12 protein-coding genes and 1 tRNA gene are annotated in these 17,767 nt (G+C 52.0%); 4 read left to right on the top strand and 9 right to left on the bottom strand.

Annotation, left to right across the window (positions count from 1 at the left end; all coding sequences use genetic code 11):
- Positions 1 to 346: 346 nt before the first annotated feature.
- Positions 347 to 3,061 carry a magnesium-translocating P-type ATPase gene (gene mgtA, locus LQ901_RS08755; protein ID WP_233672158.1) on the bottom strand — a complete coding sequence of 905 codons (2,715 nt, stop codon included), beginning with the start codon at positions 3,059 to 3,061 and terminating at the stop codon, positions 347 to 349.
- Between the two features lie 708 nt (positions 3,062 to 3,769).
- Here mgtA and LQ901_RS08750 point away from each other — a divergent pair.
- The 3 genes from LQ901_RS08750 (at position 3,770) to LQ901_RS08740 (ending at position 6,895) form a co-directional block, all read left to right on the top strand.
- Positions 3,770 to 4,669, top strand: coding sequence for a copper resistance protein NlpE N-terminal domain-containing protein (locus LQ901_RS08750; RefSeq protein ID WP_115149267.1), 900 nt, complete (start codon positions 3,770 to 3,772; stop codon positions 4,667 to 4,669).
- Positions 4,670 to 4,708: 39 nt separating this feature from the next.
- Positions 4,709 to 5,185, top strand: a complete 477-nt coding sequence (locus LQ901_RS08745) for an FKBP-type peptidyl-prolyl cis-trans isomerase (RefSeq protein ID WP_039046305.1) — start codon at positions 4,709 to 4,711, stop codon at positions 5,183 to 5,185.
- A 414-nt stretch (positions 5,186 to 5,599) separates the two neighbouring features.
- Positions 5,600 to 6,895, top strand: a complete 1,296-nt coding sequence (locus LQ901_RS08740) for a rhodanese-like domain-containing protein (protein WP_152135974.1) — start codon at positions 5,600 to 5,602, stop codon at positions 6,893 to 6,895.
- A 133-nt stretch (positions 6,896 to 7,028) separates the two neighbouring features.
- On the opposite strand, the gene LQ901_RS08735 is transcribed toward LQ901_RS08740, so the two are convergent.
- The 8 genes from LQ901_RS08735 to yqfB all read right to left on the bottom strand — a co-directional run bounded on the left by LQ901_RS08735 (position 7,029) and on the right by yqfB (position 17,374).
- Positions 7,029 to 7,688 (bottom strand): CDP-alcohol phosphatidyltransferase family protein, encoded by a 660-nt coding sequence (locus tag LQ901_RS08735; RefSeq protein ID WP_112866073.1) that lies wholly within the window; start codon positions 7,686 to 7,688, stop codon positions 7,029 to 7,031.
- Positions 7,681 to 8,439: an ATP-binding cassette domain-containing protein gene (locus LQ901_RS08730; protein ID WP_152135973.1), complete on the bottom strand. Its 759-nt coding sequence runs from the start codon at positions 8,437 to 8,439 to the stop codon at positions 7,681 to 7,683. The genes LQ901_RS08735 and LQ901_RS08730 overlap by 8 nt, the downstream gene beginning before the upstream one ends.
- Positions 8,436 to 10,307, bottom strand: a complete 1,872-nt coding sequence (locus LQ901_RS08725; RefSeq protein WP_152137155.1) for an ABC transporter permease — start codon at positions 10,305 to 10,307, stop codon at positions 8,436 to 8,438. The genes LQ901_RS08730 and LQ901_RS08725 overlap by 4 nt, the downstream gene beginning before the upstream one ends.
- Positions 10,308 to 10,312: 5 nt before the next feature.
- The gene (locus tag LQ901_RS08720) at positions 10,313 to 11,509 is read right to left on the bottom strand and encodes an ABC transporter substrate-binding protein (protein WP_152137156.1); all 1,197 of its coding nucleotides are present in this window, start codon (positions 11,507 to 11,509) and stop codon (positions 10,313 to 10,315) included.
- A 40-nt stretch (positions 11,510 to 11,549) separates the two neighbouring features.
- Positions 11,550 to 13,754, bottom strand: coding sequence for an FAD-dependent oxidoreductase (locus LQ901_RS08715; protein WP_233672157.1), 2,205 nt, complete (start codon positions 13,752 to 13,754; stop codon positions 11,550 to 11,552).
- A 131-nt stretch (positions 13,755 to 13,885) separates the two neighbouring features.
- Positions 13,886 to 15,529, bottom strand: coding sequence for a phosphoethanolamine transferase (locus LQ901_RS08710; RefSeq protein WP_152135970.1), 1,644 nt, complete (start codon positions 15,527 to 15,529; stop codon positions 13,886 to 13,888).
- A gap of 384 nt (positions 15,530 to 15,913) precedes the next feature.
- Positions 15,914 to 16,138, bottom strand: a complete 225-nt coding sequence (locus LQ901_RS08705; protein ID WP_010862069.1) for an LPP leucine zipper domain-containing protein — start codon at positions 16,136 to 16,138, stop codon at positions 15,914 to 15,916.
- Between the two features lie 900 nt (positions 16,139 to 17,038).
- On the bottom strand, positions 17,039 to 17,374 hold the full coding sequence (yqfB, locus tag LQ901_RS08700) for a N(4)-acetylcytidine aminohydrolase (protein WP_064977463.1): 336 nt from the start codon (positions 17,372 to 17,374) through the stop codon (positions 17,039 to 17,041).
- Positions 17,375 to 17,653: 279 nt separating this feature from the next.
- Between yqfB and LQ901_RS08695 the strand changes: the two genes are divergently transcribed.
- A tRNA-Ser gene (locus LQ901_RS08695) sits at positions 17,654 to 17,741 on the top strand.
- Positions 17,742 to 17,767 lie beyond the last annotated feature (26 nt).

The following is a 17,767-nucleotide window of genomic DNA, read 5'->3' as shown; positions in this document are numbered from 1 at the left end:
TGATATATCACTGTGTCATTATGCGATCATTATTGGCATATGCCAATAACTTGATTGGAACTATTGTGATCTGGCGTATGTAATCTGGTGCATAGTGACGAGATTTTATTCTTGGGCAAGAACTCCGCCACCGCAATCACGGTATAACAAGCACCGTCCCTAACAGAACAAGACAAGAGCCGCTGTTAGAGCGCAAAGCATCACAAAAGCACGGAAAAATAGAGGGATAAAAAAAGCGATTACCGTTTGGGAAGACCGGTAACAGCTAAAGGAAAGAAGAAAGGAAAGAACGAGCCAACCGGCCGCTAGCGACCGGTTTTGGGCAAAGAAAGTTGAGTGATAATAATTACTGCCAGCCGTATCGGCGCACAAACCAGCCTTTGACTAACTGAGTCAGGCACATATAGCCGCTGAGGATCAGCAGCAGCCACGGGAAGTAACTCAGCGGCAGCGCCTCAAGCTGCAAGTGGGGGGCTAGCGGCGAGTAGATCAGCCCAATCCCTACACTCACCACTACCAACGTCATCGCCAGCAGAGGCGACGAGGCGCGGCTTTGCAAGAACGGGATTTTGCGGGTACGGATCATGTGCACAATCAAGGTCTGTGACAGTAACCCTTCCACAAACCAGCCGGACTGGAATAGGGTCTGACTATCAATACTGTTGGCTTGGAACACATACCACATCAGACAGTAAGTCAGAATGTCAAAGACCGAACTGATGGGGCCAAAAAACACCATGAAACGCCCCAAATCGCCGGCATTCCAACGTTGTGGCTTTTGCAGTTGCTCGTCATCCACATTATCAAATGGGATCGCCACCTGTGAGATGTCATACATCAGGTTTTGGATCAGCAAATGAATCGGCAGCATCGGTAAAAAGGGCAAAAATGCACTGGCGATCAGCACACTGAAAACGTTACCGAAGTTGGAGCTGGCGGTCATTTTGATGTACTTGAGCATATTGACGAAGGTCTTACGCCCCTCCAGCACGCCTTGCTCCAGCACCATCAGGCTTTTTTCCAGCAAGATGATATCGGCGGCTTCCTTGGCGATATCCACCGCCGAGTCAACGGAGATGCCAATATCGGCGGCACGCAGGGCGGGCGCATCATTGATACCATCGCCCATAAAACCGACGATATGCTGTTGCGCGCGCAGCGATTGCACGATGCGCTCTTTATGCAGTGGCGTCAGCTTAGCAAACACTTGCGTCTGACGTGCCGCTTGCTCAAGCGCAGCATCATCCATTGCCTCAATCTCTTCGCCCAGCAAGATGTTCTGCACATCCAGCCCGACATCGCGACACACTTTTGCGGCCACGCGTGGGTTATCGCCGGTCAGGATTTTGACCGTGATCCCGCTGGCTTGTAGCGCCGCCAAGGCTGGTGCGGTGGTCTCTTTCGGTGGATCTAAAAAGGCAATGTAGCCTTCTAAAATCAGCTCATATTCATCGTCGACGCTGTACTGGCTGCGTGTCGATGGCAAGGTTTTGCTGGCCACGGCCACCACGCGTAAACCTTGCTGATTGAGATCATCTGTGTGGCGACGAATTTGCGCCAGTCGGTTTTCATCCAGCGCAATCACTTCGCCTTCCACACGGGTATAACGGCACAGGCTCAGCATCTCTTCCAGTGCGCCTTTGCAGATCAGTAGATGCGTTTGCGCCGTTGTCGCCAAGACCACTGACATCCGCCGCCGGACAAAATCAAACGGGATCTCATCCACTTTATGAAGCCCCGGTAGGGTAAAGTGCAGACCTTGCTCGGCGACACGTTCTTGTACGGCTACATCGAGCAGGTTTTTCAGCCCAGTCTGGTAATGGCTGTTCAACCAAGCATAGCGCAGTACTTGCTCACAAGGCTGGCCGGTAATATCGGTGTGGCGCTCCAGAACGATTTTATCTTGCGTCAGGGTGCCGGTTTTATCGGTGCACAGAATATCCATCGCCCCGAAGTTTTGGATGGCATCGAGGCGCTTGACGATCACTTTTTGCCGCGACAAGCGCACCGCGCCTTTAGCCAGCGTTGAGGTGACAATCATCGGTAACATTTCGGGCGTCAGCCCCACGGCGACCGAGAGCGCGAACAGGGCGGCTTCCCACCAGTCCCCTTTGGTAAAGCCATTGAGCAGCAGCACAATCGGCGTCATCACCAACATGAAGCGAATTAGCAGCCAACTGACTTTGCTGATCCCTGTTTGAAATGCATTCGGCGTGTCGTCTTGGCGAATAACACGTTCGGCCAGCGAGCCAAAGTAAGTCTGTTGGCCGATCGCAATCACCATGGCGATGGCTGTGCCGCTCACTACATTGGTTCCCATAAAACACAGGTTGGGCTGTTGCAGCGGGTCGCGCTCTGCGCTATCGAATCGATCGGCGTGTTTTTCTACCGGAAGCGACTCCCCAGTTAGCGCAGCTTGGCTGACGAACAGATCTTTGGCACTGAGCAAGCGAACATCGGCGGGGATCATATCTCCCGCTGACAGCGTGAGAATATCGCCCGGTACCAGCTCGCTAATCGGTAACTCAAACTGACGGGTTTCACCGGTGCGCACATGGCTACGGCGCACGGTGGCCGTGTTCGACACCATCGCTTTAAGCTTGTCGGCGGCGCGGTTAGAGCGTGACTCCTGAATAAAGTGCATGAAAGTGGAAATCAGCACCATCAAGCCAATTACGATGGCCGCTTGCAGGTCTTCGGTGGCATAGGAGATGATCGCCAGCACGGTCAGCAGCAAGTTGAACGGGTTGCGATAGCAATGCCACAAATGTTGCCACTGTGAGGGCGCTTGTTGGGCATCCACACTGTTCTCACCGTATTGGGCGCGCGCCGCTTCCACCTCTTTTTCATTTAACCCTTCGGGGTGGCTGGTGAAATGCCGGTAGAGGTCGGTTTCACTGCGCGCAGCTTGTTGCAGATAAAAGGCGGATAGGCCACTTGGTATTGGCGCAGAGCCCGTCGCGGGGCCTTTGGTGGGCAGTTGGTCACGTTGGAACAGCCGGCGAGGCAGGCTGCGGGTCAGCAGTGCAAATAGCTGCTGCGAGATACGAGTAAATTGCATTGGGCGGTACCTTTGTTACGTCCGACAGCGTACGGACTTGGCGAAAGGGTGCACAAGCAGATCGCGTATTGTGGGTTACACGATACGCGGACCGCCTGATCGGGTGTTGTCCGGTCAGGCCGCCTGTCAATCAGTCAGCCAGACCGGTGATTTCGCTTTGCGAAACCGGGTACGGGTTCTGGGTCCATATTGGGTTGGTTAACCTCCGGGCTGACATGTCATTGACGCAGAAAATGGCACAAAAAGGGGGTAGAAAAATACGGGCAATGAAGCGATGCCGCACACTTATCTCAAGTGGCACTTATCTCATGTAGCATTCATCTCAGTGCATAAGCAAAGAGTACGCTTTGCTAGGTAAACGGAAAATAAACTGCGAGCAATCTGCATGCTTTAAATCAGGCGTTTATACTGGGAAGGGATATAAACCGAGACGGTTGACCGTGCGTGTGCTTCCCATTGTTGGGGGGATGCTATCTCACTGAGTTAAATGATATTTCGTTAATAAAAACAGTGAGCCGATGCTCGAACTTCCGGCATGAAATCTATCGCACCATCTATCACATAATAAACTGTGCAATCTGACCGCAATCAGACAAAAGCCTCTTGATTCATCGGGTTGATACTTATAGGGTGGGCGGCAGTTGGCAGGTTATCCGATAGTAAAAACACACTGTCAAAACCTGCGATAACAGTGAAGGAATGGATAAGATGAAAACGAATAACGTTGTGGCGCTGAGCCTGCTTGCTGTGCTGTTAAGTGGCTGTAATGATGCGGCGAAACAAGAGCCAGTCAATCCGGTTTCGCAAACTGAAACCGCGGCACCGTCCACCCAAGCACCGGAGCCGGTGGTGGATCCTGCCCACAACGCGCGCAATGCGTTGGACTGGAGTGGCGTCTACCAAGGCGTGGTTCCTTGCGCTGATTGTGAAGGCATCAAAACCACTCTGCAGCTGAATACTGATGATACCTATGTGCTGAGTGAACAGTATTTGGGTAAAGGTGACGGTAACCGTTTCGAAAACCGCGGTTCTTTTAGCTGGAATGCTGCCGGTAATACCGTACAGCTGTCCGGCCAGAATGAGACACGCCAGTTCTTTGTCGGCGAAAACGTGCTGTTTATGCTGGATATGTCTGGTCAGCGCATTACCGGTGCGCTGGCGGATCACTACCGCTTGGCAAAATTGACACCGGAGCAGGCTGCGGCGCAAATGGGCGCGAAACCTGCTGCGGATAGCCAAGCTGAAAAACCTGTTCTGATGGGGCGTCGCTGGGAATTGACCGAGCTGATGGGTAAAAAAGTACCAGATACGCTGGATGCGAAGCAGCGTCCGTTCATCGAGCTGGTGGCCGAAGGCGATCGTATCCACGGCTTTAGCGGCTGTAACAACTTCAACGGCGGTTATACCCTGAACGCTGATGCTGCGCGGATCAGCTTTACCCAGATGGCGATGACCCGTATGGCCTGTATGGATGCGGAGTTTGAACAACCGCTGATGCAGGTGTTGGAGCAGACTGACAATTACAGCCTGTCAGGTGATACTCTGACCCTGAACAAGGCGCGCATGGCACCGCTGGCGGTATTTAAAGCGGTACCGGCGGCGCAGTAAATGCCGATAAACGTCACATATATAAATTAGGGGAATACGGTGTCTAAAATCATCCTACTGATTGCGGTGCTGGTGGTTGTGCTGTTTTTTATCAAAAACATGTCCGGCAATACCAAACAAGCCGAAGCGCAGCGCCAGCAAGGGGCTGCCTTTTTGGAGCAGAACAAAACCAAGCCGGGAGTGATCACCACCGCGTCCGGTCTGCAATATGAAGTGCTGCAACCGGGTACCGGAACCGTACATCCGAAAGCCACCGATACCGTGAGTGTGCATTACCATGGCACGTTGATTGACGGTACGGTGTTCGACAGCTCAGTGCAGCGTGGCGAACCCATTTCCTTCCCGCTAAACCGCGTGATTGCCGGTTGGACCGAAGGCGTGCCATTAATGGTGGAAGGTGAAAAGGTACGCTTTTTCATCCCGAGCAATCTGGCTTACGGCAACCGTGCCATGGGGAAAATTCCGGCTGGCTCAACCCTGATTTTTGATGTTGAACTGCTGAAAATTAACCCGTAATACGCCCTAAGCTTGTTTTATCACTCCGAGATGGCCGATACAGCGTGACTGTGTCGGCCATTTTTTTATCGCCATCTTTTTGTGGCGATCCCTCATTTGTCTGCTATCGGCGCTCTGAGAATGTTGGCTATAATAGCCCGTTTTTTTCACCACCTATTTTTATTTCATGCAGTTTTAGTGCGTGCCGTTTAGCGGGCGTAATCGGTGGCTATTTTTACCCGTATTGGCAAGGCTATCGGTTTGCGGCGCGGATGATTTTTATAAAGGCGATGTCACGCGATGTGGCCTTATGGGAATGCACTGCGGGCAGCGGGGCGTGTGAAAAAAATTCTATCTGGCAGGCTTACCCAAGGAGTATGGATTTTAATGGCGCTTTCCTCTGTTTTTTTGTCTCGACAACGTATCGGGCAGTGTATGGCACTGCTCATCACCGGTGCATGTGCATGGTCTGCGCAGGCACAAACGGCACCTACTGCGGCTACGGCGCCGAATATCACGGTCAGTGACGCATTGCAGCAGCATATCCCTCTGCTAGATACCCGTAGCAGCGCCGCATTTAATGGTTGGCCGCAAGAAGGTGAAACTACCGGCGGTCACGAGCGCGGTGCGCGTAACTTGTCGGCCTCGTGGCTGAGCCTGTTGGATGATGCGCAGCTAACGCATCTGCTACAGCAAAAGAAACTGGATAAGAGCCTGCCGGTTGCTCTGTATGGCACCGCGCCGGAAGTGAACGCTGTTCGCCAGCGTCTGCAAGCGCTGGGATTTAGCACGATTTATACCCTGAGCGATGCCTTACAAGAGCCGAGCCGCCGTGAATCATTAGCGCATTATCAAGCGCTGGTGCCAGCATCGTGGTTGGCCGATTTGCAAGCCGGTAAGCCGGTGGCCAATGCGCCAGCTAAAGGGTGGAAAGTGATTGAAGTGGAGTGGGGCGCACCGAAAGCCTATCTGCTGGGGCATATCCCGAAAGCCGGTTATATGGATACCAACACGCTGGAATCGGAGCCTTTGTGGAACAAGGTGGATAATGCCAGCTTAGAAAAAATGCTGCTTGCGCAGGGGATCACCACCGATACGCCGGTGATCCTGTATGGCCGCCAGACCATGTCGGCCGCGCGCGCGGCCAATATTCTGATGTATGCCGGTGTGAAAGACGTGCGCATTCTCGATGGTGGCTGGGATGCATGGCAAGCAGGCAAATACCCGACCGAAATGGGCTTGCCAGCCAGCGTGACTCCGGCTAAGGCCTTTGGCGCGAAAATTCCGGTGCATCCTGAATATATGACGTCATTGTCACAGGCAAAAGCCTTGCTGAAAAAGCCGGAAAACTCATTGGTCAGTATTCGTAGCTGGCCGGAGTTTATCGGTGAAACCAGCGGCTATAACTACATCAAAGCTAAAGGCGAGATCCCTGGCGCTAAATGGGGCGGCGGCGGCAGCGATGCCTATCATGTTGAAGATTTGCACAATCCTGATGGCACTATGCTGTCAGAGCCGGATCTGCGTGATCTGTGGCAAAAATGGCAGATCGAGCCGACTGGCGAAGTGGCATTTTACTGCGGCACTGGCTGGCGAGCCTCGGAAGCGTTCTTCTACGCGTGGGCCATGGGCTGGCCGCAGGTGAGCGTGTATGACGGCGGTTGGTATGAATGGAGTTTAGATCCTGCCAATCCCATCGTGACCGGTGAGCGTAAGCCAGGAAAATCCTGATCACGAGCGCGGGTTCGATAACTTGTGGATTAAAAAGCGGCGCTAATGGCGATAAGTTCATTAAGCGCCGCTTTTTTGTTTGTACTTGAAGTGAATGTCCGCGGTTAATGCCCGGGGTTAATACGGGCTAGCTTCATGCATCATCGTTCGGCGGGTTACTGCTGGTTTGATGATTGCTCTGGTCAGTCGGAGCAAAGCTGTGCCAGCCACTGTAAATGCGGGTGGCGGTGGTCAGTGCGCATAGCGCGGCAAACAGCAACGCTAGCGGAACAAACCAAGCTGGGAACAGGCACATCAACACAAAGAACAGCACGGTTTCGCCTGCTTCTGTCAGCCCCCCCAGATAGTAAAAGCTTTTATGCGGATAGCGCTGGCTGGTCAGCTGCCGTTTGGCGGCAATAATCGCAAAGGCCAAAAAGCTGCAGCCAGTACCGATAAAGGCATAGATAAGCACGGCGGCGGCCAGTGCATTGTGCGCTGGGTCATACAGTGCAAAGCCGAGCGGCACCGCTGAGTAAAACAGAAAATCCAGCACAATATCCAGAAATCCACCGCGATCGGTCGGCGTAGTGAGGCGCGCCAAGGTGCCATCTAAACCATCTAACAGCCGATTCAGCAAAATAGCGCCCAGTGCCCACAAGGGCTGCTGCCAGGCCAGCAGCGGGATCACGGTTATCCCAATAACAAAACCGCTGATGGTCAGCTGATCGGGATGGATCCCCCTGCTCAGTAAAGTGCGCGCGATGCGTTGTTGTAGCGGCTTGGTCAGGCGGGTGATGTGCTGGTCAAACATCGCGCGGCTCCGTGTGGTGATGAGCGCGATTATCGCGCGTGATGGTGTCGAACGTCTCTTCGTCTACTGGCTCACCGAACATGATCACTCGCCCATTCGGCGGAATATCATCGGCATCATGGGTGACTAACAGCGTTGGCAGACCGGCTTGCTGGATTTGGCCGTAGACAAATTCGCGAAAGTTGCGGCGTAGTGGGCGATCTAGTCGGCTGAACGGCTCATCTAGCAGCAGAGCCTGCGGTTTGGCGAGCAATGCGCGCAGCAGGCTGACGCGAGCGCGTTGTCCACCCGAGAGCGTTGCCGGATCGCGGTGCGCAAACCCAGACAGACCCGCGTCCGTTAAGGCTTGCTCAATGATGGCCTGCCGCGTGCGTTTATCCGCAGGGGGTAAGGCAAACGCCAAATTAGCGCCAACGCTCAAATGGGGAAACAGCAAGTCATCTTGAAATAAGATCCCAATATGGCGCTGCTCAACCGGCAAGTGGGACAGTTCGCGGCTATTTAGCCACAGTTGCCCATGGCACGTGAATGCTGACGGCAGAGCGCCGATCAGCGCATGCAACAAGGTCGACTTACCGCAGCCAGAAGGCCCCATCAAGGTCACAATTTCACCCGGCGCAATGTGTAAGTTCAGGGGAGCATGGCATGCCAAGGCTTGCTGCCCGTTGATTTTTGGCGTATTGGCAGATTGCGCCAAGCGCAATTGCACCTGATCCAAGGTCAGCCCGAGTGAAGGCTTACTCGCTGTCATGAAGTATGGCGATCCGTAGCAGAGAAAACAGGATAAGAGCCTGATAATACGCGGCCTTGGCCAAGGCGACTAGTCAGCGCGGCGATGCTAAATGCCAGCCACGGCAGTAGGCATTGTAAGAGCGCCTGTACTGCCAACACCCGTCGATTACCGCCACTGCTTAGGGTTACTGCTTCGGTGGTGACGGTAGCAATTCGCCCTGCACCGGCAAACAGTGTGGGTAAATATTGCGCCACGCTGACAGAAATACCCACTGCGCAGGCCAATACAATCGGCCGCCACAATGAGGGCCAGAGTAGGCGTAAACAGGCTTGATAGCGGTGATAACCCAAGGTGCGCGCGGTCAGTAACAGACGCGGGTCTAGCGTTCGATAGGGGCCACTTAAGATAAGTAACATGTAGGGAAAGACCCACAACAGGTGGCTCCAAATCACGGCACTGATACTGCCATCGGCGTTGGCCAGCAGCAAAGCATGATACTGGATGGTCACCAGTGGCAGGGCGGGAAAAATCAGCGGCAAATACAGCAGCGGTTGCAGACGGCGCGCGCCCCATTCCAGCCAAATCAGTGTCAGTGGCAGTGCCACGATAACGCTGCTGACTGCCAGCAGTACCGTGCTGAAGAAGGGCTGCCAATCCAGCTGTTGCCAGCTTTGCAACGTCAGCTCCGCGGGCCAACGCGCCGGATAAAACCAGCGCCCAGCCACTGACCATAACGCGATTAAGGCCAGCGCCAGCCAACTGAGGATCGCCAGTAGGCCAAACAGTAAAGAAGCTGGCCTCGAGCCGCGATGGGGGCGTGGCCGGCCTGTCATGGTTAGGTTAGGGTGAGCTGTCTGGCTGAGGCCATGCTGTCTCGCGGCGCGGCGCCCGGTAGGCGCTTGCCAGAATGATTGCAGTCCGCGCCACAGCAGCGCGGCGGATAGACCAAGCATGCAGAGCAGCAAGGGAAGCAGTAATGACGCGGCTAATCCCATTTGACGCTGCAACGGATCGGCATCGCTCAACCATTGCCAGATCAGGACGGCCAGCGTAGGCGGAGTCGATGGGCCGAGGATCAGCGCCATATCCACCACTGATAAGCTGTAGGCCGCGACAGCGACCAAAGGCCAGCGTAGGCGCGGCAGCAGCTGAGGCCACAGGACTTGTAACCAGATTTGCCATGTAGGGTAGCCGAGTGTGCGCGCTAGCGTCAGTTGTTGCTCGATAGACTGCCGCTGCAGCAACGCCGCCACAGCCCACAGCAAAAACCAGCACTCTTTAATTGCCAGAGTGATGGTGAGCGTCAACGCGTAGCGGTCATGCACTAACGCATTTGGAAAGGTGAGGGGAGCCCAACTCACCAGTTCGGCAAGACTGCTTGAGAGCAGCGCCACGCTACGCGCTAGCCAGCCGGACGGCGCCAGTAAAAAGGCTACCCCGATGGCAAATGCCACATGGGGTAACGCGAGAAAACTGGGTAGCCGTTGTTGTAACTGTAGCCAACGGCGATGCGGGTAAAGCCCCGCCGTGATGAGCATGCACAGCAACAACGCCAGCACGGTGGAGCCGGCTGCTGAGCCGAGGCTTAGCCACAACGCGGGCCACAGGCGCGGTGCATCCAGCAGCGCTAACCAAGGCGCGCTGTGCAGTAACGGTGTTACCAGCGCCGGTAACCCGGCAGCCAGCGGTGCGAAAATGATGACAATAGGCAGTAGCGCAATGGGATGTACTGTGTTGGTACTGAATAAAGTTCTGTTACCAAGCTCGTTGCACTGAACTCGCTCATCTGTATCGCGAACACGGCGTATGCCGAGCCGAGCGCGCGCATTGAGCCAAGCCGTTTTCAGCTTGTTGGCTAATTTATGTCGCTGGCGGGTCACTGGCATGGGCGTTATTGCGCGCCGTAACGTTGCAACCACGCTTTTTCCAGCGGCTCTACCCAACTGACATGGGGTTCGGGTAACACCGGCACTGCCGCCGATTTGGCCGTGGTTTGACTCTCAGCGGCTGCGCTCTTGGCTGTTGCATCAGATGCCGTGTTGGCCAGCGCGTGCGATGTTAATACAGATGGATCGCCCCACACCGCTAAATCTGCTTTGTGACGCTGGGCGGCCGGTGACAGTAAAAAGTTAGCGACCACTAGGGCGGCGGCTTTCGCGCTAGCATTAAACGGAATTGCTAGATAGTGCACATTACCGATGGTGCCGGCACGAAAACCGAAACCATAGGCGCTTGGCGGAAGTTGTTGCTGTCGAACTAAGCTGGCCGCTTCGTTAGGATTAAAGGTGAGAGACAGCAGTAATTCGCCATCCGCCAACATGTTATTCATCGCCGCCGCGCTAGCAGGAAAACTGCGTCCTTGTCGCCATGCCAGCGGATGCAACTGATCCAGATATGCCCACAGCGGCGCGGTCGCTACCGCAAATTGTTCCGGCGTTACTGGCTGTTGTAATACTGCTGGGTTGGGCGCTAGCTCTAGCAATAACTGTTTGAGGAACGTGACGCCGTGAAAATCTGGCGGTAAGGGGTAGGTGACTTGCCCTGGATGACGACGCGCAAACTCCAGCAATTCAGCGGCAGATAGCGGCGGCGTTGGGGTTGTTGCGCGATCAGCAATAAAAGTCAGCTGTGCCAGCCCCCACGGAGCTTCTAATCCCTCAGTGGGAACGGAAAAATCGGTGGTAACCGGTTTACTTTTATCCACTAATGCCCAATTGGGTAAATGTTCAGCCCACGGGCCATACAGCAAGCCTTCTTGCTTTAAGTGGTGAAAATTCTCGCCATTCACCCAGAGTAAATCCACCGAGCCATGATGCTTTTTCCCTGCCTGCTTTTCCGCGCGGATCCGTTGCACAACATCGGCGGCATCTGTAATTTTGACCTGCTTTAAGGTGATCCCGTATTGGCGTTGCACTTGCTCTGCGGCCCACTGTAAATAGCGATTCACGCTGTCGCTGCCGCCCCACGCATTAAAGTAGACGGTTTGCCCACGCGCTTGTTGCTCGGTCTGCGCCCAATCAGCGTGCGCAGCAGAGGCGCTAAAACAGACGATCAACAGACTTAGCAACCAATTTCGCATAAGCAGCATCCTTTTTGTGGGAGTAGGGAACTCCTGTGGTGTTGTACGTTTAGCGGCGTGTACCACGGCGGTAGGCGTGATAACGCGCTAACCAAGGCAGTAACCGTACGGGCAGACGTGCGCGTTTCCAATCTCCGGCCGCCGCTTTCATCCCTTCAGCATACGCGGGATAGGGAAACAGGGTTTTGAGCAAAAAATGCAGGCCGTGCTTGCCACGCATCGCCATGATGGCCGTCGCGAGTAAGCTTTCGCTATTTTCACCCACGATAGTGACACCCAGAATACGGTCTTTACCTTGTGCTGTCAGGATCTTAACAAAGCCCTGCGTATCATGTTCGGTAATGGCCCGATCAAGCTCATGCAGCGGATAGTGGGTGATATCGTAGGCCACGCCTGTACGTTCGGCGTCATCTTGCGTTAATCCCACCTGAGCGATTTGTGGTTGGGTAAATGTCAGGCGAGGGATCAGCGAATAGTCCACGTTCAGCTGTTTCCATTGACCAAACAGTGCATTGAGTACCGCATAGCCAGCCTGATGCGCGGCGAGGTGCGTAAACTGCGCCTGACCACTGACATCACCCGCAACCAAGATATTCGGGAGCACAGTGTGTAGCCCCGCATCGGTCATGAGTGCGGCCGATGAATCAGGAATCAGTCCGAGAGCATCGAGGCCGTAACCGTGCAGGCGCGGTTTACGTCCGGTCGCCACCAACAGCAGATCGCCACACAGAGTATGTTGCTCTCCATTAGCTCCTTGGATTTGCAGGATCCGCCGCTTCCCTTCTCGCTGACAAGAGAGAACCTGACTATGGGTATACAGATGAACGCCACTATCACGCAGTGCTTGCGCGACCAGCGCGGATGCCTGCGGGTCTTCTTTCATCAGCAACCGTTCAGATTGCTGTACTAGGCTGACGTGGCTGCCTAATTCGCTAAGTGCTTGGCCTATTTCACAGGCGATAGGGCCACCACCGATGATCAGCACCTGCGCAGGGGGGGCAGAGTACGCGCTTAATGTCTGCCATAAGGTTTCGGTTGTTTCAAAATCATTATTGTGTAGATCACTGCTCGGTAAATCATTGCCAATTAAACCGGGAATCGGTGGGATAACCGGCTCCGCACCCGTACACAGCAGGATATGGCGGCTGGTTAGCGCGTAAGGAGGGTGGCCGTCTTTAGGCGTGATCTTGACTGTCCAAGGGTCTTGCAGTGCGGCATGACCGGCCACCACATCCACGCCGAGTGATTGATAGCGCTCGACGCTATCGTGGGGCGCAATCTCAGTAATGGCACGATTAACCGCATGCATCACGGCAGCAAAATCCGGTTGTGGCGCACAAGTCATAACCCCGGCTTGATGTGCTTGCCGGTTTTGTCTGGCCAAGCGGGCATAATGCAGTAGGGTCTTACTCGGTACACAGCCGGTATTTAGGCAATCGCCGCCCATTTGTTTGGCTTCAACCAATGTCACCTTGGCTTGCAACGCGGAGCCGAGATAAGCCGAAACCAACCCCGCAGCTCCTCCACCAATCACAATCAGATTGCGATCAAAATGAGAGGGAGCGTGCCATGGTTGATAACGGCGGCGTACACGCAGCCATTGCAGTAAATGGCGAGTGAGCAAAGGAAACAGACCCAACAGAATCAGTGAACCCAACATGGCAGGCGACAGAATATCTTGTGGGCTATGTAGCTGGGCGAGTTGGGTGCCAGCGTTGGTGTAGACCACGGTCGCCGGTAACATGCCCAGTTGGCTGATCCAATAGTAGGTCCGCGTTTTCATGCGCGTTAGGCCGAGCAAAATGTTGACCAAGAAAAACGGAAATAGCGGGACTAACCGTAAGGTCAGCAGATAGAACGCGCCTTCTTTTTCCAGCCCGTCATTGATGGCAGCCAAGCGCTGTGGGAAGCGTGACTCCAAAGGTGCTTTAAACAGATAACGGGCGACTAAAAAGGCCAGAGTGGCACCGATAGTGGAGGCAAACGAGACCAATAGTAGCCCTGAGCCGAGGCCGAACAAGGCGCCCGCCGCTAAGGTCATGATGGTCGCGCCAGGTAGCGAGAGCGCCACCACAACAATATAGAGCACAAAGACACTGACCCAAGCCTGTAGCGGTGCATGGGTCTGCCAGTTGAGCAGGTATTGCTGACTGGCTTTCAGCTGGTCAAAGGTCAGGTACTGTGGCAGATCGGAGGTCAGATAGAGCGCAATCAGCGCAACCAGCACTAGAGTGAGTAGCAGTTTACGCATCATGAGCAGCTAACGTCCCGTGTCTTGGTCTGGTGAGCACGAAGAGATATCTCTGGCTTTTGGGCTAAAGCATGGGCCCAAACCTAAAAAAGGTCATCTGACGGTTTATTCAGATGACCTCAGTATACCAAAGATTACAGAGCGTTACGGCATTGATGGAACAAATCGAGCTCCGGTTGATAGACCGATGTCTTGATATCCATCAGACCGAGCACCGAGTGGAACAGATTCCCTTGCGAAAACTGACCGGTGGCGGCCTCTTTTTGCAAACAAGACAGATTCAACTCTTTGCTTTTCACCAGTCCTGGAGAGAACCAGGTGATCAGCGGTACGGAGGTCTGCTCGGCAGGCGCTAAGTCGTAAGGCGTACCATGCAAATACAGGCCACTTTCGCCTAACGATTCACCGTGATCGGAAAGGTAAATTAATCCTGTATTGTACTTGACGCTGAGCGCTTGTAATTTTTTAATGATCTGCGCAATGACATAATCTGTATACAAAATTGTATTGTCATAGGTATTACGCAAGGCGGCATTGTCACAATTTTCAATATCGCTACGTGGGCAGTCAGGCACAAATACACGATGTGAAGGTGGATAACGTAAATAGTAGGTTGGCCCGTGGCTGCCGATTAAATGTAACGTTAATACCCGATCACCTTTCATGTTTTTGATGTCGTTATCAAAATTTTCTAATAGCGCTTCATCGTAACAGGTCGAGCCATTACACAGCGGATTGGATTTATCGGGGCTTAGGCTTTCGTGTGGAATTCGATCGCACACCCCTTTACATCCACCATCATTATCTTTCCACAATAACGATACGCCAGCATGTTTTAAAATATCCAGCAATCCATCCTGATTATGAGCCAAGGCTGCATCATAATTATCATGTGTCATGACCGAGAACATACAAGGCACGGAAACCGCAGTGGCAGTACCACAAGAGCGGACATGTCGGAATGAAATCACACCTAAATCTTGGGTGTATTGATTCGTTGGTCGTGGGTAACCATTTAACTGGTAGTTCTGACTGCGGGCCGTTTCGCCCACCACCAGTACCAGCAGTGTGGGTTTGTCCTCGGCACCGCGTGCGCTGTCTTGTGCATCCATCCCCAGATGCTGAAATGGAATAGCTTTGGTGAAATAGCGGTCGTGAATATATTTATAGGTATTATTCACAAAATAGGTCGGGATAATGTATTTCTTAAGGTCAGAATTGTTTCGTCCTACTGAAGCATAATCCTTATAAAGGAAAAACCCAATAATCAAGATAATGACGGCGGAGACTAAGATAGAGCACGCTCGCCACAATAATGATTTGAATGCATTGCGTGGGTAAATAATTTTTATTTTCGCAAGCAGTAGTGAAGGTAATACACCTAAAAATAAAAACCACAGAGCAAATGACATATTAAGATAAGAGTCTGCCTCATGAATATTGGTTTCGAAAATATTCTGAATCATCTCTTTATCAAAAATAACGCCATATTTCGTTGTGGCATAAGACACAACGGCTGATGTTAAAGTCAGCAGGATAAAAAATGGCTTAATAAAATAGCGCCAATTAAATAGGCTGAAAATAATATTAAGCGCAGAAATTAAAAATACGGGAATAGAAATAGCAAAAGGAATACTGACTACGGGTGATGCTGAAAAAATAGCATAGAACCGCAGATATATTGGATAGTTAAGGATCAGTGCGTAATACACACTGATCAGCAACGTCAGTGTTGTGACACTAAGTTGCCACTGAGTACGGAGCATATTTTTAGTCATTTGGCTCACAGTAAAGCTAGCTGGAAAAGGGAATGTGCGATAACGCAAAGAAGGACAACGCGCTCATGCTAAAGCAAATCAGTGTAAAACCGAATCGTCCGCGCACTATCAAGAGTGACTAAATTGTGTGGAAAGATTGCAGCGTGCCGGATGACAGATGACAACTGGATAAAAAGTCAGCGACTTGTATGCATATGTAAGAAGGTAGCATTGTGTTACTGATGCGCTTGATGTGAGTGTGGGGCGCAAGAGAGAAAAGGCGTAAAACCCTGTTAGAGCGAAAATCGTTCTAACTGAAGTGTTTTTAAACAGAATTTAGAATATAGCGAGGAAAATAATAAGCAGTGCGGCAAGCCGCACTGCTTAGAGGTGACGTAATAGCTATTACTTCTTGTAGCTAGTAGCCATGTTGTCCAGGCGCTGGTTAGCGCGAGCAGCTTCTGCTTTAGCATCTTGTACGTCGGTACGCAAAGAACCTACGTCAGTAGCCAGCTGGTCAACTTTGGTGTTCAGATCAGCAACGCTCTGCTCCAGCTTGGTGTTAGCACAACCAGCCAGCAGAGTGGAGCTCAGTACGATGGTACCCAGAATTAATTTGGTCTTGTTCATTATAGACTCCCTGTAGACACACACTTGAACTATATTCAAGCCTATACAAGTATTACGCAAATTTTGATCATTAGAAGTTTTTTTTTTCGATAAAACGAAAAATTCCCAAAAAGTTGAACGAGCTCTCATGATTTATATTACTAGTTGAAGAGGGATCTACAATTTGGGATGATAGAGGGTTTTAACTGATTGATATATATGGCTGATATTTCGCTGCACTAAAACATAATTCTGTCAAGTTATATCAATAATGTGCAGGATGATGTGCTGCGGGTCATATCTTCAGACTATGGAGCTGCAAGAAAGTTCAGCAAAAAATATAAAATAAATGGATAAACAATAATCAATCTATATGGCACGTCTTTTACGTTAGTACCCTGGCACCATCTGAAATCGTGTGATACTGGTTGCATGAAAAGCATTATCGCCAGGGTAAGCTGGGGTTAACCCGGCGGTTAAATCCTGCGCAGAAGTTTACTTTTTCATGCCTGTAACTAAAACAGTTAGCTCAAAATAGTACGAGTGTGGGCATTTCTGTTGGAATTGGTACTGAGGCATCGGGCTATTATCTGGCTAGTGTTTGGCAGTTAATGAAGCATCGCTCACAGCAAAGCGCTAATGTATGAAGGGAAGACACGAGGGGAAAAGTGCCACAGTTCATAAGTCAGAGGCTGACCCCGAACACTGCAATTGTATTGTAAAAGTCATAAAGGCGGCATCCTATTGATCCTGCCGCCTTTAATTCCGCTCTACCGCTTAACTCACTATGCGCGATGCCCACATGCTGTATCTGTAAGGGTAAATCGCGCTCAAGTGTAGGTTAAATCATCATTGCACTATCAGTCAGTACATATCCACTACATATCAGCCAATGCATAACAGCGCTATTATGAGTTCGTACTAGCACAGTACAAAATGCAGCACGAACAATTGTGGTTCATGAGGGTAGATATCTCGGATCACTTGCTGTAGCTCACTGAGTGACATATTTTCCTGACGCGCGTGCTCAGCATTGAGCTGTGCCAGTGTAACGGGCTCAATCGAGGTGATCTGCAAGCGGCAAAACCATTCGTCCTCTGGATTGGTATAGACCTCCAACAGTTGGCCGACCTGTAGAGTGCTTGCTTCTTGCGCATCGCGGATAGTGATGGTTTTGCGGCCGGCTAAAATGTCGTCACGAAAACGGGTATAAAAACTGAATTTCACCGGATCTGAAGGGATCATCGAAGTCGTCATAATATGTCCTAACGAGAGGCACCGAACCACCGGTACCAAAAATAAAATGATGGCATAGAGCATGATTGAATTGCAGCGCTATTCTGCCAGTACAGATGACATAACAGGGGGGAAATCTATCTTTTTATGCTTTTTTGTCTCTAATTTCAGCATGTTGCCTTTTTTTACAGCAGTCAGAGGGAAGTTGCTGTATTTCATGTTGACCCACTCCACACTTTTCCGTATATTTCGCTGCGTCCGCTGCTGATGAGCAAACGTAATCGCAACGGCACAAAATTTGGTGAGGTGTCCGAGAGGCTGAAGGAGCACGCCTGGAAAGTGTGTATACGGCAACGTATCGAGGGTTCGAATCCCTCCCTCACCGCCAAATTGATAGCCCAGTTGATTTAATCA

The sequence above is a fragment of the Plesiomonas sp. PI-19 genome (assembly GCF_021368255.1).
In the GTDB taxonomy this organism is placed as follows: domain Bacteria; phylum Pseudomonadota; class Gammaproteobacteria; order Enterobacterales; family CAMTGL01; genus Plesiomonas; species Plesiomonas shigelloides.
The sequence above is the reverse complement of the archived record's forward strand: the minus strand, read 5'-3'. Positions and strand labels throughout refer to the sequence as shown.